The sequence below is a fragment of the Methylobacterium sp. HJ2 genome (assembly GCF_056431005.1).
Window position 1 is genome coordinate 1 of record NZ_JBWJYM010000010.1, and the last position, 17759, is coordinate 17759.

The window sequence follows — 17759 nt, forward strand, 5'->3', positions numbered from 1 at the left end:
CTGAGCGGTGTGCCCAGAACCCGATCCCATCTCGAACTCGGCCGTTAAACGCACCAGCGCCCATGGTACTGTGTCTCAAGACACGGGAGAGTCGGTCGCCGCCAGACCCGCACAGCGCAGGCATGCATCCCCAGGATGCCAATCCATTCCCTCGACACGATGCTCACAACCCTGGCGCGGGGTGGAGCAGCCCGGTAGCTCGTCAGGCTCATAACCTGAAGGTCACAGGTTCAAATCCTGTCCCCGCAACCAACCTTACAAGCCCGCCCCGGATCACACCGGGGCGGGCTTTTGGCTGTCCACACTACGCCCTGCCGGGATAGATCGACCGGCAGGCTCGTCTGATGGCTCTGCCCGCGTCGGGCGCGATCCGAGAGGGGAGGGGGCTCGGTTTGCACGTCGCGTTGCCGATATCCCGTGTCGCGATCGCACGCGGCGCGGTCCCATAGATCACAAGGCCCGAACGGTCTCTCTCGTCCCGTCACGCCGCATCTTCGGCTTGCCCGGCTGCGTCAGCGACGGCCTGCACCGACCCGAACGAACGTACGGACCGGTCCGAGGTCCGTGTCGGTGCGCGCGTCGATCGCGAAGCGTCCGGCGGCTTCGGGCCTCGTTGCGGTCCCGTCCCGTCCGGCGCTCGCGGCTATACCCGCCGCGGCGCGTCCAGACAGCCGCACGCAGGTCGACGCGCCCGGCAGGCGCACGAAGCCCGGTCCATGGCTCGGGCAGGGCTCGGTGCGCCGGTTGACGGCCGTGCGCCTCGCAGCCGCGGGCGAGAGCGTGCTGCCCTCGGGGGAAACAGTGGCGAGGCTCTGCGCTGCCGGATCAAGACGCGGCAGGTCGAGCCCGTCCAGCGCGAGGGCAGGGCCGATGCAGAAGGCGCTGATCAGAGCGATCGCGAGGCGGTTCGAGCTGGTTGCGCGCATCAAGGGGCTCGACCATCGCAGGATTGCCCGGCGGGCCTGAAAGTCAGGACCGCCGGAGACGGCGAGGGTCACGAGTCGCATTCCGGAGCCGATCAGTCCAGAGCGAAACGTCAGCTCATGTAGTTGACTAGGGATAGCTTCGAGAGCGACGCCGTAATCTGGTAGCTCGCTTGCAGCCGGTTCTGGACCGCGAGGAGCTTGGTCGCGACCTCCTCGGTCGAGACAGTCTCGACGCCGTCCACGGTGTCCTGGAGAGCACCGCGAGTCGTCGTGTTCGACGCCTTGGCGTTGCTCAGCGCGTTGGATGCGAGGCTGAGATCGCTGACGATCTCCTGCACGCTCGGACTGGTGTTGCCGGCCGCCTGAAGCAACGTGCCGGAGCGATCGGCCAGAGCCTGGCGCTTGGCCTGCGCGGTCGAATCGGTGCCGGTGGGCGAGCCGATCGCGACCGCGGCCATGCCCGCGAGCACGGATTGCAGCGGTTCCTCGTTGGCCTGTGTGCCGAGTTGCACCGTGTTCGAGGATCCGACACGGGCGGTGAAGGTGCCGCGCGGGTCGCGACCCGAATCGTCTCCTTGGTACCAGATCACCGTGTTGGTCTGCGGACTCTCGGAATAGCCTGTGGCGTTGCCCGTGGCGTCGAACGCGATGCGGCGCGGCGCGAGGCCGGGGGCCGGTGAGCCGGCGAAGAGATCGGAGGCCGCGCGGATGGTGGAACTCGCCGCGAGCGTTGTCGAGGCCGCAGCGCCGATGGCGTTGCCGAGCGCCGCCGACAGGTTGGCGGCCGTCTTGGCCGGGTCGGTCGGGTCGATGGCGAAGGCGGTGGCCGAGCCCGACGCGGCCTGGGCCTGCGCCGTCAGGGTGATCGTCGTGGTCGTGCCGTCGTGCAGGCCGAGCACGAGCGTGACGCTGTCGCCGATCGCTGGCTGCTTCGCGGGGCTGCCGAGGCCGATCGCGAGCGAGGCCGGTGCACCGCCCGAGAAGGCGAGGCCGAGCCCGGGTCCCGGCGGCGTGTCGCCGGGCGATGCGCTCTGTACGCTCGCGAGTGTTCCGGGCGCGATCAGGGTGCCGAGCGCCGCCGCTGCCGCTGCCGGGTCGGCCACGATCGGGAACGTGTTCGTGTCGGAGGCGGAGGGGTTCGCCCGCGCCGTGAAGGCGATGGCGGTCTGGCTTCCGTCCGGCTGGTTCACGACGACGCGGAAGCGCTGGCCCTCCGTCGGCGCCGCCTGGAAGCTTGCCACGGCGCTTGCCGGGCTCGCCGCGGTGTAGGCGACGGTGAGCGCCGAGCCCGTCGCGGTCGGCGCCTTCGGCAGGGTGAAGCCGAAATTCGCCCGCACCTCGGCGTTCGCGTCCTCACTCAGGCCGACCGACGTCGTGCTCGGCAGGCTTGCCAACAACCGGCCCTGCCCGTCGCTGCCCAGGTCCGCTTTGGTCTGCTCGGCCACGAGGGTCTTGAGCCCGTCCTGGCCGCGGACCGGATCCCCGGTCATGATCGTGTCGTAGGTCGCCACCGGCGCCTGCGATCCGTCGCGGCCGCCGAACACATAGGTCTCGCCGGTCGACTGGTTGAGCGCGTCGATCGCGGAGGCGAGGCTGGTCTGCGCAAGGGTGCCGCTGCTGACGATCCCGGTGGGACTGCCCACGAGTCCGCTCCGCAGGTCCTTGCTGACGCTGCCCGCGAGGCTGATGACTTGGCTGAGGCTTGCCGAAGCGAGGTTCACGCGCGTCTGCGCGCCGGTGATCGCGCCGTCATACCCGTCCAGCGCGCTGAGAGCGGCATGGGCCGAGAGGCTCGAGGTCCGCCCGACGCCGAGCCCCGCATAGGTTTCGGCAGTCCGCCCGCTCGCGAGCTGCGTGCCGAGCGTGTCGAGCTGGGATTTCAGGTCGAGGATCTGCCGGGTGCTGCGCGTGGTGGCGTAGCTGCCGGCGGCGAAGGGGCTGATCACGCTCATGGCTTAGATCCGCAGCAGGGTGTCGAGCATGTCGCGAGCCGCCGTCAGCACCCGCGCGTTGGCGCCATAGGCCGATTGCAAAGCGATCAGGTTCGACATCTCCTCGTCGACGCTGACGCCGGCGCTGGTGGCGAACCGGCTCTGCGCGGTCGACAGGGCGACGCTCTGGCCGTCATCGATGCTCTTGGCCTGGGCCGCGGCCGCCCCCTGGGCGGCGATCAGGTCCTGCGCGAAGCCGGTGACGCTCTGTGTGTAGGGCGCTGCGATACCGCCGATGCCGCTCGACGACGAGAAGGTCCGCTGCGCGCTCGTCAACGCATCGTAGATAAAGTTCGCCCGCGTGGCGTCGGCACCGCTCGCCGTGGCGCTCGGTGCGGTCAGGACAGCGGTCTTGGCGGCGACGACCGGGTTGATCGTCAGACGCTGGGCGAGTCCGGTCTGTTGCGAGCCGGAATCGAGGGAGCCGGTGATGAGGCCGCCGGTGCCCCCATCGACGAAGAGGGCGATCTGCGGATAGGCGGTCGAGAGGTCGGTCGCCGAGGTCGGCACGGTGATCGCAGCGCTCGCCCCCGTCACCTTGGTGCCCGCGAGCCCCGTCACGGTGACGGCGGCGCTGCTGCCCGACGCGGTCAGGATCGGGATGCTGCCGGCGGGATACCCGGACGCCGTCGCGCGGGCCGATGCCGCCGCCACCGCTTCCTGGATCTTCGCCGCGTAGGTCGCCGGACCGCCGGAGATGTCGAAGGTCTGCGCGAAGGCGGTCCCGTCGTTCGTCTGGGCGGGGTCGACCGACTTCGTCGCGGCCTTCGAGGCGACGAGGATGACGTTGCGGACCGAGCCGTCCGGCGCGCTAACCGGTACCGTCAGCGCGTTGCCGGCCTGGATGCCCGTGAGATCGATGGTCGCGGAGGTGCCGCTGACGCTGCCGGTGATGGTCGTGTCCGTCAGCGCAGCCGACAGACCCGAGGCGAGGTCGTCGAGCTGGCGCTGGGCCTGCGGCAGGACCGTGTCCCGCAGTTCCAGCTCGGCGGCGATGCTGCCCGAGCGCAGCGTTCCCGGAGCGCCGAGATCGATCGTGCCGCCTCCGGCCAGCGTTGCCGTGATGGTCCCGACGTTGCGCTTGGCCGGATCGGTCGCGTAGGCGGAACTGGGACCGAGCGGCGCGCGGCCGTCGAAGCTGAGCGTTGCCGCCGTGCCGCGCTCGACGAGCGTGACGCCCGAGCCCGTCAGGATCGAGGTGCTGCCGTCGCGCTGGGCCACCGTCTGGATGTCGAAATACCCGGACAGCTGTGTGATCTGCTGATCGCGCTGATCCTCGAGATCCGCCCGGACCGAATCATCGGCGGTATTCTGGATCTTGAGGTTGAGGCCGGCGATCCCCGAGAGCAGGGCGTTCGCGTTGCCGGTCTCCGTCCCGAGCTGCGTCTCGATCCCACTGCGCAGGTTCTGCACGCCCTCCGCAATGCTGCCGATGCCGCTGGCCAGCGTGCTCGCCTGATCGACGACCCCTGTTCGTGCCGCGGCGGAAGCTGGGTTGGCCGCAAGGGTCTGGAGCGACTGGGTGAAGCCGTTGACCAGGCCGTCCAGGGCCGTGGCACTTCCGGGCGTGCCGAACAGCTTGTCGATCTGACTGGCGATGTCGGCGCGGGTGGCGGTATAGGCCGAGCCCGAGGTCTCGAGGCGCAACTGCCTCAGCGCCGCGTCGTCGAAGCTGCGGGTGATCGTTCCGACCGCGACGCCGCTGTTGCCGGGACCGCTCGTGACGTTGTTGAGCGTGCGCCTGACATAGCCCGCGGTGCCCGCGTTGGCGACGTTCTGCGAGACCAGCGCGATCGCCGCCTGGGTCGCCTTCAGGCCGGCTGTCGCCGTCGACAATGCGTTGAGGGACATCCCGTTCTCTCCGGCGCCGCACGCCGAACCCGTTCACGGTCGGGTTCGGCGCGACTCCTCTCCGATCCGCCGAACCTCAGCGGATCACGTTCATCAGGTCGGACATCATCTGCTGGGCCGTCGACATCACGCGGGTGTTGGCCGAGTAGGCCTGCTGCGTGACGATCATCTTCGAGAACTCGTCGGCGATGTCGGTGTTCGATTGCTCGACGTTGCCGCCGACGATCGTCCCGCCGCCGAGCCCGGCGAGCGGCGACCCGGAATCCGCGGTCTGCAGGTAGTTGGCGCCGGAATCGGGCTTGAGCCCGTCGGGGTTGGCGAAGCGCGCGATCCCGACGGTCGCGAGGGTCACCACGGATCCGTTCGAGTAGGTTCCCTGGACCTGTCCGGTATCGGAGACCGAGAGGTCGTTCAGCGATCCCGCGGCGTAACCGTCCTGGCTCAGCGCGTTCGTCGTCGCGGCGCCGGACGAGGTGGCGTACTGGGTCAGCGTCGTCTTGTCGAAGGCGATCCCGATCGTGCCGAGGTCGGTGCCGTTGACGGTGAGGTCGCCGACCGACAGCTTGCCGGTGGCGGGCTGCTGCAACTGGCCGGTGGCATCGAAGGTCACCGCGGTGCCGGCGTTCGTCCAGGCGGTCTGGGTGTTGGAGACCGTGCTGTCCGAGGCGTAGAACAGGTTCCAGACCGCGGGCGTGGTTCCGCTCGCGTCCTGGATCTTGGCCCAGCGTGTGTTCAGGTTCACAGGCGCGCCGCTGTCCGAGTACAGGGTCATCTGCGGACCCGCGATGCTGTTGTCGACGAAGGTCGCGGCGTCCGCCGCGCTGACCGCCTTTCCGCTCACCGACGAGCCGTCCGTCGCCGTCACCAGCGCCGACGGGTCGGTCGGCGTGTAGAGCGAGGATTTCGAGGTGGTCGAGGCGGTCGTCTTCGGGCTGACCGGCAGGTTGGCGCTGTAGCTGATCGTCGTGGTCTTCCGAGCCGGCAGAGCCGTATCGGTGATGCGGATCGGCCCCGTGCCCGTCGACTGACCGGTGGTCGGGTCGACGTTCTGGCCCTGCAGGTAGCTGTTGGCGCCGTTGACGAGGTAACCGTCCTTGTTCATCGCGAAGTCGCCGCGGCGGGTATACAGGTTCGTCCCGGTGAAGGCGGTCTGCCCGTTCGCGTCTCCGGTGCGCTGCTGCACGACGAAGAAGCCGTCGCCGCGGACCGCCATGTTGGTCGGCACGTTCGTGGCGGTGATGTTTCCCTGGAGCGTGTTGGTGAGCTGCGCCGTCGCCGCGACGGTGCCGGCGACCTCGCGGTTCGGCGTCTGCTCGGCGATGAGATCGGTGAAGCTGGTGTCGATCCGCCGGTAACCCACCGTCTGTGAGTTGGCGATGTTCCCGGAGATGTTGCCGATCGCGTAGGATTGCGCCTTCAGGCCCGAGACGGAGGTCTGAAGCGCGGAGAAGATATCCATGGCAGCGCGTTCCCAGTAGGGCGCCGGACCACAGGGCCGACACGCTCTCATCCCGCAACCCGCGTGCCACGGACAAGCCCTTGATCCGGTTCGCATAAATCGGACATGACCGGGCAGAAACGGCCCGGCTCGCCACACAGGCCCGGCAAATCCTGCCGGCTGGCTGTCCCGACGCGGCGGCGTTTACGGGCCGTTATCCGCGCGCGTCTAGGGTCGTCGCCCAGGCCGCGCGCGCCGCAACGGGCGGAACGCGAGAGTGGGCCCCGGGCCGGGGCCGAGGAGGCGGGCATGCGGGCCAAGCGGACGAGCCTCGTCCACCTGATCTACTTCTCGCGGTTGAATCTCTCGTCCGATCCCCAGTTGCGCGCCGGGCAGATCGGCGACATCACGCGCCAGGCCCAGAAGAAGAACGAATTTTCGGTGATCACGAGCTATCTGATCATCGAGCAGAACTTCGCGATGCAGATCGTCGAGGGCGAGCGGACCTCGGTGCACGAGACCTTCAACCGGATCGCGGAGGACCAGCGCCACCGCGACGTCCAGATCTGCGAATGGCGCGAGATCCCAAAACGCGAATTCGTGAATTCGTTCAAGGTCAGTGTCCGGACAAATGCGACGGAATCCCTGTTCGCGAAGGCAAACCTCCTGCCGATGCTGCAACGCGGCACACCCAAGGCGACGTCGATCCATGCTCTCGCCACAGCACTCCAGGCAGAAGCGATGACGAAGCAGGGAATCGATCACCTGTTCATCTGACACCCGACCTCTGTGTGTCCGGTGGGTATCGCCCGTTCGGCGCCGGATTGGTGAAATATTTACGCCGAGCGGTGACCACTTGATCCCTGACTATCCCGGCAGACCCCGGACGTTCCGAAGGTCCGGCCTTTCATCCCCGCGGTGACGCCCCGATGACCGATACGCCCCCGATCCTCGTGGTCGACGACCAGGAAAAGCTCCTGCGTCTCGTCGTCATGCTGATGAACCGCATCGGCTTCCCCGACGTGGAGGGTGTCACCAATGGGGCCGAGGCGCTGGAGCGCATGCGGGAGCGCCGATACGCCTTGGTGATCTCCGATCTCGACATGGAGCCGATGGACGGGATCGCGCTGCTGCGCGAGATCCGGGCGGACGATGCGTTGATGAACACGCCCTTCATCCTGACGGAATCCTCCTTCGACTTCGAGGACATCAACGTGGCGCACCAAGCGGGTGCGGACGCCTTCATCCTGAAACCGTTCGACATGGCCGTGCTCAAGTCGAAGCTGAAGCAGGTTCTCAACGGCAAGCCGCGCAAGCGCGAGGCGCCGGTCGCGCTCGAATCCACGCTGAGCACCGAATTCCCGATGCTCGGCAAGTTCTGAGCCCCCGCTCAGGCCGCCCGCTTCTGGTAATCCTTGATGTCGGTGAAGCGGATCGCCGGATAGCGCTCCTCCTCGTAGCGGAGGGAGAACGCGGTGGTCGCCATGAAGACCGGCGCCCCGTCGAGATCGCGGGCCATGCTCGAGCCGTGGCTGTCGACGAACTTGTCGAGCTCGGCTTCCGAATCGGACGAGACCCAGCGGCAGACGGTGAAGCGGGTGGCGTCATAGTCGATCGGCAGCCCGTACTCGGCGGAGAGGCGTTCCTTCAGAACGTCGAGCTGAAGCGCCCCCACCACGCCGACGATCGCTTGGGACCCGTCCTGCGGGACGAAGACCTGAACCACGCCCTCCTCGCCCATCTGCTGAAGCGCCTCGCGCAGTTTCTTGGCCTTCATCGCGTCCGTCAGCTTGATCCGACGCAGGATCTCGGGCGCGAAGCTCGGAACGCCGCGGAAGAGCAGGTCTTCGCCCTCGGTGAGCGTGTCGCCGATCCGAAGCGTGCCGTGGTTCGGAATGCCGACCACGTCTCCCGCGAAGGCTTCGTCGGCGATCGCCCGATCCTGCGCGAAGAAGAATTGCGGCGCCGAGAGCGAGATCGGCTTGCCGGTGCGCACCAGACGCGCCTTCATCCCGCGGTTCAGCCGTCCCGAGCAGACCCGCATGAAGGCGATGCGGTCCCGGTGGTTCGGATCCATGTTCGCCTGGATCTTGAAGACGAAGCCCGTCATGCGCGGCTCGGTCGGCTCGACCGTGCGCTTGTCCGCATCCTGACCGCGCGGCGGCGGCGCGAATCGGCTGAGCCCGTCGATCAGGTCGCGCACGCCGAAATTGCGCAGCGCCGAGCCGAAGAAAACCGGCGTCAGATGGCCCTCGCGGAAGGCTGCGAGATCGAAGGTCTTGAGGCCGCCCTCGGCGAGTTCCACCTCGTCGCGCCAGGCCTGCGCGGCGCCGTTCTCGGTGAGCAGGCTGTCGAACAGCGGATCGTCCGGGCCGGAGACCGCGATGGTCCCGGCATCGTCCGCCGCGTCGAGACGGCGGACGCGGTTCCCGCCGAGCTCGTAGGTGCCCGCGAAGTTGCGCCCGAGCCCGATCGGCCAGGTGACGGGGGCGACGTCGAGGGCCAGCGTCTTCTCGATCTCGTCGAGAAGGTCGAACGGGTCGCGCGCCTCACGGTCGAGCTTGTTCACGAAGGTGACGATCGGGATGTCGCGCAGTCGGCAGACCTCGAAGAGCTTGCGCGTGCGCGCCTCGATGCCCTTGGCGGCATCGATCACCATCACGGCCGAATCCACCGCCGTCAGCGTCCGGTAGGTGTCCTCCGAGAAGTCCTCGTGGCCCGGCGTATCGAGCAGGTTGAAGACGCAGTCGCCGTATTCGAAGGTCATCACCGAGGTGACGACCGAGATCCCGCGCTCCTTCTCGATGCCCATCCAGTCCGAACGCGTGGAGACGCGGTTGCGCTTGGCCTTGACCTCGCCGGCGAGCTGGATCGCGCCGCCGAACAGCAGCAGCTTCTCGGTGAGCGTCGTCTTGCCGGCGTCGGGGTGGGAGATGATCGCGAAGGTGCGCCGCCGCGCCACCGGATCGGCGCCAGGAGCCTCGGTCTTCGTCTCGGTCTGCATCAGCATGGCGGGTTCACGGGGCACGCGCAGCACCCGGGAACCGGGCGAGGACAGGGCTTGGCGGATCTGCGCGGGGCCCGGGCACGGGCCCCGGGGGCACGCTCGAGCATGTAGGCGGTTCACCGCCTCTTGGCAAAAGGCGGGTCCGTCCGGCTCCCGCTCAGCCGCGCCCGATATAGGGCATCCGTGTCGCCGCCAGCGTCATGAACTGGACATTGGCCGACAGGGGGAGGTTGGCCATGTAGACGACCGCGTCGGCGACGTGGCGCGCCTCCATCACGGGCTCCGCCCGAAGCGAGCCGTCCGCCTGCCGGACAGCCTGCGCGAAGCCGCGGGTCATCTCGGTCTCGGCGTTGCCGATGTCGATCTGCCCGCAGGCGATGTCGTGATCGCGCCCGTCCAGGGCGGTCGCCTTGGTGAGGCCCGTGATGGCGTGCTTGGTGGCGGCGTAGGGCGCCGAATGCGGGCGGGGCACCTGGGCCGACACCGACCCATTGTTGATGATGCGCCCGCCGCGCGGATCCTGCGTCTTCATCTGGCGAAACGCGGCTTGGGTGCAGAGGAAGGCCCCCGTCAGGTTGGTGGCCACGCTGGCGTTCCAGTCCGCGATGGCGATCTCGTCGATTGGTGCGGCCCGCGGGAAGATGCCGGCGTTGTTGAACAGCACGTCGAGCCGGCCGAAGGCCGCGGCAATGCGGGCGAACAGGGCCTCGACGTCGGCCGGTACGGTCACATCCGCCGCGACCGCGAGCGCCCCGCCGCCGATCTCCGCCGCGACCGCGTCGAGCGGCTCGCGGCGCCGACCGGACAGGACCACCCGGTAGCCGGCGCTCGCCAACCCCTGCGCCACCACCCGTCCGATCCCGGACCCCGCCCCAGTCACCAGCGCCACTCGCTCGGCCATGACCGCACCCCGCCTCCGCTATCAGAGGCCGCATAGCTGTTGCCAGCCGGCGGATCCAGAGCTAGACACCCCTCGCCTTCGTTGGGGCGTCGCCAAGTGGTAAGGCAGCGGTTTTTGGTACCGCCATTCCCAGGTTCGAATCCTGGCGCCCCAGCCAAGTTGTTCAAGACAATCAAGGTCTTGACCGGCAGACCGACTCGGACAGAACGGACCGGACGGTGTGGCCGGGCCGTCCAAGGTTCGGCACGCTCACCCGCATGGCCGAAAGGCGCAGTGCAGGAAAGGGCGTCAGCGGCAGAGAGCCTGCCAGTAGAAATTGGCGGTCGAGGGCGACACGCCGCTGGTGGCGATTGAGCGCGAGTAGGCGGAAAAGCCCCGCTTGCTGGCTGCGCCGATCGTCACGGTCTCGGTGTTGCCACCGCCGGGAGGCGACGCGCTGATCGGCGTCGCCGTGACCGAGACGAGCGCGTTCGGGCATGCGAAGGGCAATGCCACCGTCGCATTGGCGGAATTGGTGCCCCATTGGATGAAGATGCCGTTGGTCAACTCGGTCCAGCCGGCATCGAGCGGTACGCCGAAGCCGTGGAGCACGACCTTGCCGACCGGCCCATCGGGATTGCCGAATGCCTGGCTGGGCGAAACGGCTTGGTCGAAGGTCACGTTCGAGCGGTAGACGGTGGTGTACGGCCCGATCACGAAGGCCGGCCGCGGGCCGAGGTTGGTGTTGAAGGTGTGGACCTTGACGTTGCTCAGGTTGACCGAGGCCGGCTTGGTCACGGACCCGGCCTTGAGCCGCATGGTCTCCTGTCCTGAGCCCTCGACAGAGAAGTTGCTGATCTGGACGCGGGGCGCCTCGAAGCCCTCGGTCGAAACCTCGCGGTCGAGGTCCACGCAGATGCTCTTCCGATCACCGGTCGTGGCGAAGCAGTAGCCGTTCGACAGATCGACCGACACGCCGTCCCGCAGGTGGAGACAGGTCTGCACGTTGTCACAGCCGAGATTGGTGATCTCGACCTTGTTGCACTGGCCCGGGTTGTAGCTGTCGGTCCGCTGGGTGCAGCTCAGCGCGCGCCAAGCATTGTAGACAAAGATGTTGGATAGCATCGGATTGTCGACGCGCTTGAACTCGAACGCGGTCAAATGCGCCCGCGCCCATCCAAGAAGATCGGTCCCACCCGACGCGCTGTAGTCGCCGCCCCAATACGTCCAGCCGATGCGGACGTGATCGAAGTGCGGCTCGTCGCCGTTCTGCTCGACATGGAAGCCGACCAGCAGCGGTTGGCCGAGGATGTTGATGAAGGTGCCCCCGGACTGCTCCACGCCTTGGTAGATCCCGCGCGTCACGTTGCGCAGCATGACGTCGGCCACGTAAGGGCGCGTGCCAGCCCCCGCCTGATAGGGCTGGCCGTTGGCATAGATTGTCCATGGCCCATCGAAGGGCACGAATCGCGATGTGGGCGTGGTGCGCGGATCCATCTGCGGATTGCGGAACTCGATGCCGGTGATCCGCGGCGCCGACCCGTTCAGCTTGAACCCGGCGATATCGACGCTCTGGGTGTAGCTGAACTGGACCACCGTGCCGTGGTTCTTGGCGGTCGGCGTGTCGAGGAAGGGCAATTCCGACCAACCTTCGCCCGCGAGCCATGAATTCTGATGGAGGTTGATCCGGCCGCTTTTCACATTCCAGAGACCGCCGTCGACCACGAGCTTCTTCTGCTTGGCGAAGGCATCGTCGGCAGCCGTCTGAAGGCAGTCGTGGGCGTCGAGCGCGCCCGTATAGGAGGTGATGTCCATGCGCTCGGCAGCGGTGCAATAATCCAGTGCGTGTAGCTGCCGACCGAGCAGATCGGACAATGTGCGGGGGCCGCCACGCAGGACTCCGGAGATCTTACCCGTGAATTGCGAAAGATCGCCGCTCGACCCCTGATCGTTGTCCTGCAGGGCGAGGCGGCGCGAGCTGCCGTTGTTCCGACCCGCGCTCGGATCCTCGACAGTCGAGGGCTGCTCGCTGCTGTTGAGCGCGAATGCGGAGGCCGGAAGCAGCACGAGATAGAGAGCGGCAAGGGAGCGAAGGCGAGACAGCATCGCGGATGTCCTCAGCATTGCGGGACGAAGGCGATCATGCCGCCTTTGAGCCGGGGGGTGCCCGAGTCGAGGCCCTCCGGCAAGGCTGACGGCTCGCCCTTGATGAGCCGAAGCATCGTGCGCCGACCCTCCGGGCCGTCGATCGCGAAGGACGGATGGGAGGCGTCGGTCCAGCGGATCAAGTCGTCGTGCCACGGCGTGTTCGGCCCCAACCCGCTCGGATGGATCGATACGGCCTCTGCGGATGTGACGGATTCGGAGTGCCGGCCGGCACGGGGCTCTTCAGATGAAAGGCGCCGGGACCCGGGCACATTGACCCCGGGCGTCGATGTCAAGGGTGCCGTGTCCCTGTCCGTCCGTGCGGCCCAGGCCATCGTCATGCGACCGACGGTGCATTACCGTCGTACTTCGGCCACCGGATGGGGGCACGCCATGCAGCCGCCGTCTCGAGCACCGCTTGGCGCATCCAGAGGCTGTCGCCGCAACGCCGTATTCACTTCGTGCAGATATGCTGACGCAACAAAGCAAAGGGCACACCCATGGTTGACTATGTCCTCGAGGGCCCACGTTGGGGCGCAGGCTCCACGAGCGTCACAGTCTCGTGGTTCGCGGACAGCACCGTCCCAACGAGTTTCCTCTCAGTACTGACGTCGGCCTTTTCGGATTGGAGCGCGCACGCCAATATTGCCTTTGCACAAACCTCATCGGCCGCATCGGCCAAGATCACTTTCAACACCGCCCCGATCGACGGCCTGAACAACGTTTTAGGAAGGACAAATTATTCGTATTCGGGTCAAAGTTTCATCTCTGCGGCTATCGTATTCGACACCGACGAAGGGTGGCATTCTGTCAACGGGCGCATGGTCAGCAACGACGGCATTGCCTTGTTCAATGTCGTGCTACACGAAATCGGTCATGCGATCGGCCTGGGGCATTATGAGGCCACGCTGGCCATCATGAACGCGAACGCCAATCGCACCCTCACGGATCTGACGACTTCGGACATCGATGGCGCGCAAGCGCTCTACGGAAAGCCCACTCAAATCGCGCTGTCGGGATCCCGGAGTCGCGACCTCAACGGCGACGGCACCTCCGACATCCTGCTGCAGTCCGGCGGCTCTGTCGTCGACTGGACGATGCAGAACGGACATCTGGCGGCCGGCGCACTGCTCGGCGGCAGCGGCAGCTACGTCGCCCGAGCCACCGGCGACGTGAACGGCGACGGCACCGCCGACATCCTGTTCCAGGACCCGAGCAACGGCTACGTCGCCAGCTGGCGGATGCAGAACGGACAGGTCGCGGCCGGCGCGCTCATCGGCGCGGCCAACGGCTACAGCCTCGTCGGCGCGGGCGACTTCAACGGCGACGGCACCGCGGACGTCCTGCTGCAGGACGCGTCGGGCAACCTCGTCGACTGGACGATGCAGAACGGCCAACTCGCAGCCGGCGCGCTGATCGGCAACAGCGGCAGCTACAAGGTGGTGGGCACCGGCGACGTCAATGGCGACGGCACCGCCGACATCCTGCTGCAGAGCGGCTCGAGCGTCGTCGCCTGGCTGATGAAGGCGGGCGGCCTGTCCCAGGGCCGGCTGCTGGGCGATGCCGGCGGCTACGGCGTGGCGGGGGTGGGCGACCTCAACGGGGACGGCACGGCTGACCTCGTGCTGCAGAGCGGGTCGAGCGTGGTGGCGTGGGTGCTGGGCTCGGGCGCGGTGACGAGCGGATCGATCCTGGGCGATGCGGGCGGCTACAAGGTGGCGGCGGTGGGCGACTACAACGGCGACGGCACGGCGGATCTGGCGCTGCAGAGCGGGTCGACGCTGGTGGACTGGACGGTCCAGAACGCTCGCGTCACTGCCGGTGCCTTCATCGGCGATGCCGGCAGCTACAGAATCGTCGCCTGAGCGATCCGTCCGAGGGGCGGGCGTATGCAATCGGCGGGGGCTGGCTGCGCGACCCCGCTGAGGCGGTCGGGGCGGATGAGCCGCCTCGGATGGAGCCGGTGAAGTCGTGATGGCGGGCGGTTCTGTCAGCCGGCCGGACCTAGGAACATCGCCTCTTGCGTGCGGTTGAGTCCGTTCACGCAGGGAGGCCCTCTATGGTGGACGTCAGTCAGATCCAAGAGCACGCGACCGTCGTCGGCTCCGATGGGGCCCATGTCGGCACCGTCGACCATGTCGACAAGGGCGAGATCAAGCTCACGAAGACAGATGCCGATGCCGGCGGTCTGCACCACTATATTCCCCTCGACTTCGTGCAATCCGTCGAGGGTGATCAGGTCCGACTCGATCGGCCGGCCGACGAAGTGAAGCGGGAATGGAGCACCTCGGGAGCGGCCTAGATCGGTCTACGCCCGGCAAGCCCCGCCGCTCTCCAGATGGGGCGAGCATCTGCGTGTGAACGCTCCGCAATCAAGATCTGCCGGCCAGTCACCCCGTGATGATGCGCGCGAGGCGATTGTCCGGTGTGGACGGCTCAGTCCGGCAGGATGAGGAGCACTGTCGCGGAACTGTTGATCGGCGGGAGCAAAAGACAGTCCCTCTAAGATTGCGAAACGCCGCGCGCCAGACCACCGATCATCCATCCGGGCGCCTGATTGCGTCCTGCGGCTGCCGGCCAACACTGGTCCCAACGAGAGAGAAGCGCGGTTCGCCCCGGCAGCGACTGGTGTGGCACGCCGACAGGGAGGCGACACGGTGGCGTTGAACCTGACGCAGAAGCTCGTCCAGTCGCACCTCGCGGAGGGTGATCTTACGCCCGGCGGCGAGATCGCGATCCGGATCGATCAGACCCTTCTGCAGGACGTGCTCGGCGGCTTGGTCATGCTGGAGCTGGAGGCGATGGGCGTCGAGCGCGTGAAGGTCGGGCTCGCGGCGCAGTACATCGACCACAACCTCGTCCAGAACGACCAGCTCAACGCCGACGAGCACCTGTTCCTGCGCTCGGCCTGCCGTCGGTTCGGCGTCTGGTACTCGCGGCCCGGCAACGGCATCAGTCATCCCGTCCACATGCAGAGCTTCGGCAAGCCGGGGCAGACCCTGGTGGGCTCCGACAGCCACACGCCCGCGGCCGGATCACTGGGCATGCTCGCGTTCGGGGCGGGCGGCGTCGAGGTGGCGCTCGCCATGGCGGGCGAGCCGCTGCAGCTGCGCATGCCCCGGGTCTGGGGGGTGAGACTGACCGGGACGCTGCCTGATTGGGTGAGCGCCAAGGATGTGATCCTGACGCTGCTCGGCCGCTACGGGGTCGAAGGCGGGTTCGGCCGGATCATCGAGTATTACGGGCCGGGCCTGGAATGCCTGACTGCCATGGATCGGCACGTCATCGCCAATATGGGCGCCGAGATGGGGGCCACGACGAGCGTGTTCCCCTCGGATGCCGCGACGAAGGCCTTCCTCGACGGCGTCGGGCGCGGCGGCGACTGGTCGCCGCTCGGGCCGGACGACGGCTGCACCTACGACGACCACGTGGAGATCGATCTGTCGTCCCTCGTGCCGATGATCGCGAAGCCCTCAAGCCCCGGCAACGTCGTGCCCGTCTCCGAGGTCGCCGGCACCGAAATCTACCAAGCCTATATCGGCTCGTCCGCGAATCCGGGTTTTCGCGACTTCGCCGTGGCCGCGGCCATCGTGAAGGGTCGCACCGCCCACGACCGGGTGTCCTTCGATATCAATCCGTCGACCCGGGTCGTGCTGGAGACCCTGATCCGGGACGGCCAGCTCTCCGACCTGATCCATGCCGGCGCGCGGGTCCATCAGGCCGGGTGCAACGGCTGCATCGGCATGGGCCAAGCTCCGGCCTCGGGGCGGAACTCCCTGCGCACCGTGCCGCGCAACTTTCCCGGGCGCTCCGGAACCCGGGAGGACAGCGTGTTCCTGTGCAGCCCCGAGACGGCCGCAGCCTCGGCCCTCACCGGCGTGATCACGGACCCCCGGACGCTGGACATGCCCTACCCCCGGATCGCGCCGCCCGCGATGGTGCCGGGCAACACCACGATGCTGCTGGCGCCCCTGCCGGAGCAGGAGGCGCGCGCCGTCCGACTCGAGAAATCGGAGAACATCACGACGCTGCCCGACCTCGGCCGACTCGGGGCCGACATCCGCGTGCCGGTCATGCTCAAGACCGGCGACGACATCTCGACCGACGACATCATGCCGGCCGGCGCGCGGGTGATGCCGTACTGGTCGAACATCCCGAAAACGAGTGAGTTCACCTTCGAGCCGATCGACGACACCTACCCGCAGCGGGCGCGGCAGGGCGGCACGGCGCGCGCCGGCCACGCCATCGTCGGAGGCCTGAACTACGGCCAGGGGTCAAGCCGCGAGAACGCAGCGCTAGCGCCGCGCTACCTCGGTCTGGAGACGGTGCTGGCCAAAAGCTTCGCCCGCATCCACTGGCAGAACCTCGTGAACTTCGGCGTCCTGCCGCTGACCTTCCGGGACGCGTCCGATTATGACCGGCTGGAACTCGGCGATTCCATCGCGATCACGGGCGTCGCCCAGGCGCTGGCGGCCGGCCGGGAGATCCTCGCAACGATCCGCGGGGGGAAGGAGACGATTCGGCTGCAGCACGACCTGTCGCCGCGCCAGGTCGAGATCCTGCTCGCGGGCGGAGTCATCAATTGGCTGCGCGCGCGGAGCACAAGCGAGCCCACCCGCACCGTCGCCTGAGCGCGGTGTCACCTGGATCTCAGGGCTGCCAGCAGGAGAGAGCGGTCGCACGCGGGAGCAGGCCGTCATGCTTGGATTGACGGGATTTTCGAGAACCGCGCCGCATCCCTCGGGGCGGACCCTGCCTGAATGGTCGGAGGAGTCGCCGAAGACCGTCGCTGCGGTCGACAAACACCCCATCGGGATCTGCAGCGACAGCCTTCGGATGCCCGGCTTGAAGGTCCGCGGCTCGTCAATCCGGGACGCATTGTCCGCCACCTTCATTCCCGCGCGGTCGTATCGCGGTCCCGCATCCGATCCGCGTCCCGACGATGCTGCGGCCATCGACGCGCCTATTAATGCCCGTGGTGAACGAGGGCGTTGCAAGGACCGAAGAGGCGTTGTCGGATGGCTGCGCGAATGGCCCTCTGCACGCCCGCGTCCATTCCATCAGGCGCGCTGAGCGTCGCGCTTTCGGCGCCGCGCGCGGTCGAGGGCGCGCGTCAGAACCGGCTCGAGCGTTCTGAGCTCGTCGAGATGAGCGGCCGTCAGCTGCTGCAGAAGCGCCTCTGACTTCGGCGTCAGGCCCAGCGACACCCGGCGCCTGTCGTGGGTGTCAGGGGTCTTGGTCAGCAGACCGCTCTCCACCATGCGCGCGACCAGTTCCGCCGCCGTCTGCGGCGCGACCAGAAGCTGCTCGGCCACGAAGCCGACCGACGGCGCCGCCTCCTGCCCGGCAATCGCCAGAAGCGCCTGATGCTGCTGCGTCGGGAGGCCGACCTTGCCGGCCGCTTGCTCGCTGAAGGCGAGGAAACGGCGCAACTCGAGCCGGAAGGCGGCGATCGCCGCATAGGCCTCACGCGTCAGACCAAGACCCGCGTTCGAATCCACGCACCGCCTCCACCAGGGGT

At 67.7% G+C, this 17759-nt stretch carries 14 protein-coding genes, 2 tRNA genes and 1 rRNA gene; 8 read left to right on the forward strand and 9 right to left on the reverse strand.

Going from position 1 to position 17759, the window contains the following annotated elements; genetic code table 11:
- Both rrf and ACS5RC_RS21465 read left to right on the forward strand, forming a co-directional pair.
- Positions 1-107 (forward strand): 5S ribosomal RNA (gene rrf, locus ACS5RC_RS21460); the annotation flags it as partial.
- 68 nt (positions 108-175) lie between these two features.
- Positions 176-252, forward strand: a tRNA-Met gene (locus ACS5RC_RS21465).
- 260 nt (positions 253-512) lie between these two features.
- On the opposite strand, the gene ACS5RC_RS21470 is transcribed toward ACS5RC_RS21465, so the two are convergent.
- From ACS5RC_RS21470 to ACS5RC_RS21485, 4 genes are all read right to left on the reverse strand, one after another.
- Entirely contained in the window at positions 513-926 is a 414-nt protein-coding gene (locus tag ACS5RC_RS21470; protein WP_478345954.1) for a porin, read from the reverse strand.
- Positions 927-1036: 110 nt separating this feature from the next.
- Positions 1037-2878: a hypothetical protein gene (locus tag ACS5RC_RS21475; protein ID WP_478345955.1), complete on the reverse strand. Its 1842-nt coding sequence runs from the start codon at positions 2876-2878 to the stop codon at positions 1037-1039.
- 3 nt (positions 2879-2881) lie between these two features.
- Positions 2882-4768 (reverse strand): flagellar hook-associated protein FlgK, encoded by a 1887-nt coding sequence (flgK, locus tag ACS5RC_RS21480; protein WP_478345956.1) that lies wholly within the window; start codon positions 4766-4768, stop codon positions 2882-2884.
- A 76-nt stretch (positions 4769-4844) separates the two neighbouring features.
- Positions 4845-6227, reverse strand: coding sequence for a flagellar hook protein FlgE (locus tag ACS5RC_RS21485; RefSeq protein WP_478345957.1), 1383 nt, complete (start codon positions 6225-6227; stop codon positions 4845-4847).
- Positions 6228-6515: 288 nt separating this feature from the next.
- On the opposite strand from ACS5RC_RS21485, the gene ACS5RC_RS21490 reads away from it, so the two are divergent.
- Positions 6516-6983, forward strand: coding sequence for a BLUF domain-containing protein (locus tag ACS5RC_RS21490; protein WP_478345958.1), 468 nt, complete (start codon positions 6516-6518; stop codon positions 6981-6983).
- Between the two features lie 152 nt (positions 6984-7135).
- On the forward strand, positions 7136-7588 hold the full coding sequence (locus tag ACS5RC_RS21495) for a response regulator (protein ID WP_478345959.1): 453 nt from the start codon (positions 7136-7138) through the stop codon (positions 7586-7588).
- Positions 7589-7596: 8 nt separating this feature from the next.
- Here the strand turns inward: ACS5RC_RS21495 and ACS5RC_RS21500 are convergent, their stop codons facing one another.
- Together ACS5RC_RS21500 and ACS5RC_RS21505 are read right to left on the reverse strand one after the other, a co-directional pair.
- Positions 7597-9216, reverse strand: a complete 1620-nt coding sequence (locus ACS5RC_RS21500; RefSeq protein WP_478346130.1) for a peptide chain release factor 3 — start codon at positions 9214-9216, stop codon at positions 7597-7599.
- 154 nt (positions 9217-9370) lie between these two features.
- Positions 9371-10114 carry an SDR family oxidoreductase gene (locus ACS5RC_RS21505; RefSeq protein ID WP_478345960.1) on the reverse strand — a complete coding sequence of 248 codons (744 nt, stop codon included), beginning with the start codon at positions 10112-10114 and terminating at the stop codon, positions 9371-9373.
- An 82-nt stretch (positions 10115-10196) separates the two neighbouring features.
- On the opposite strand from ACS5RC_RS21505, the gene ACS5RC_RS21510 reads away from it, so the two are divergent.
- Positions 10197-10271, forward strand: a tRNA-Gln gene (locus ACS5RC_RS21510).
- Between the two features lie 131 nt (positions 10272-10402).
- Here ACS5RC_RS21510 and ACS5RC_RS21515 read toward each other — a convergent pair.
- Together ACS5RC_RS21515 and ACS5RC_RS21520 are read right to left on the reverse strand one after the other, a co-directional pair.
- On the reverse strand, positions 10403-12199 hold the full coding sequence (locus tag ACS5RC_RS21515) for a gp53-like domain-containing protein (protein WP_478345961.1): 1797 nt from the start codon (positions 12197-12199) through the stop codon (positions 10403-10405).
- Between the two features lie 11 nt (positions 12200-12210).
- A complete protein-coding gene (locus ACS5RC_RS21520) occupies positions 12211-12534 on the reverse strand; it encodes a hypothetical protein (protein ID WP_478345962.1) in 324 nt (107 codons plus the stop codon).
- Between the two features lie 204 nt (positions 12535-12738).
- On the opposite strand from ACS5RC_RS21520, the gene ACS5RC_RS21525 reads away from it, so the two are divergent.
- The 3 genes from ACS5RC_RS21525 (at position 12739) to ACS5RC_RS21535 (ending at position 16869) form a co-directional block, all read left to right on the forward strand.
- Positions 12739-14103, forward strand: a complete 1365-nt coding sequence (locus ACS5RC_RS21525; RefSeq protein ID WP_478345963.1) for an FG-GAP-like repeat-containing protein — start codon at positions 12739-12741, stop codon at positions 14101-14103.
- A gap of 194 nt (positions 14104-14297) precedes the next feature.
- Positions 14298-14540 carry a DUF2171 domain-containing protein gene (locus tag ACS5RC_RS21530; RefSeq protein WP_478345964.1) on the forward strand — a complete coding sequence of 81 codons (243 nt, stop codon included), beginning with the start codon at positions 14298-14300 and terminating at the stop codon, positions 14538-14540.
- 355 nt (positions 14541-14895) lie between these two features.
- Positions 14896-16869 (forward strand): aconitate hydratase, encoded by a 1974-nt coding sequence (locus tag ACS5RC_RS21535; RefSeq protein WP_478345965.1) that lies wholly within the window; start codon positions 14896-14898, stop codon positions 16867-16869.
- Positions 16870-17298: 429 nt separating this feature from the next.
- On the opposite strand, the gene ACS5RC_RS21540 is transcribed toward ACS5RC_RS21535, so the two are convergent.
- Positions 17299-17739 carry a MarR family winged helix-turn-helix transcriptional regulator gene (locus ACS5RC_RS21540; RefSeq protein ID WP_478345966.1) on the reverse strand — a complete coding sequence of 147 codons (441 nt, stop codon included), beginning with the start codon at positions 17737-17739 and terminating at the stop codon, positions 17299-17301.
- Positions 17740-17759: the final 20 nt, after the last annotated feature.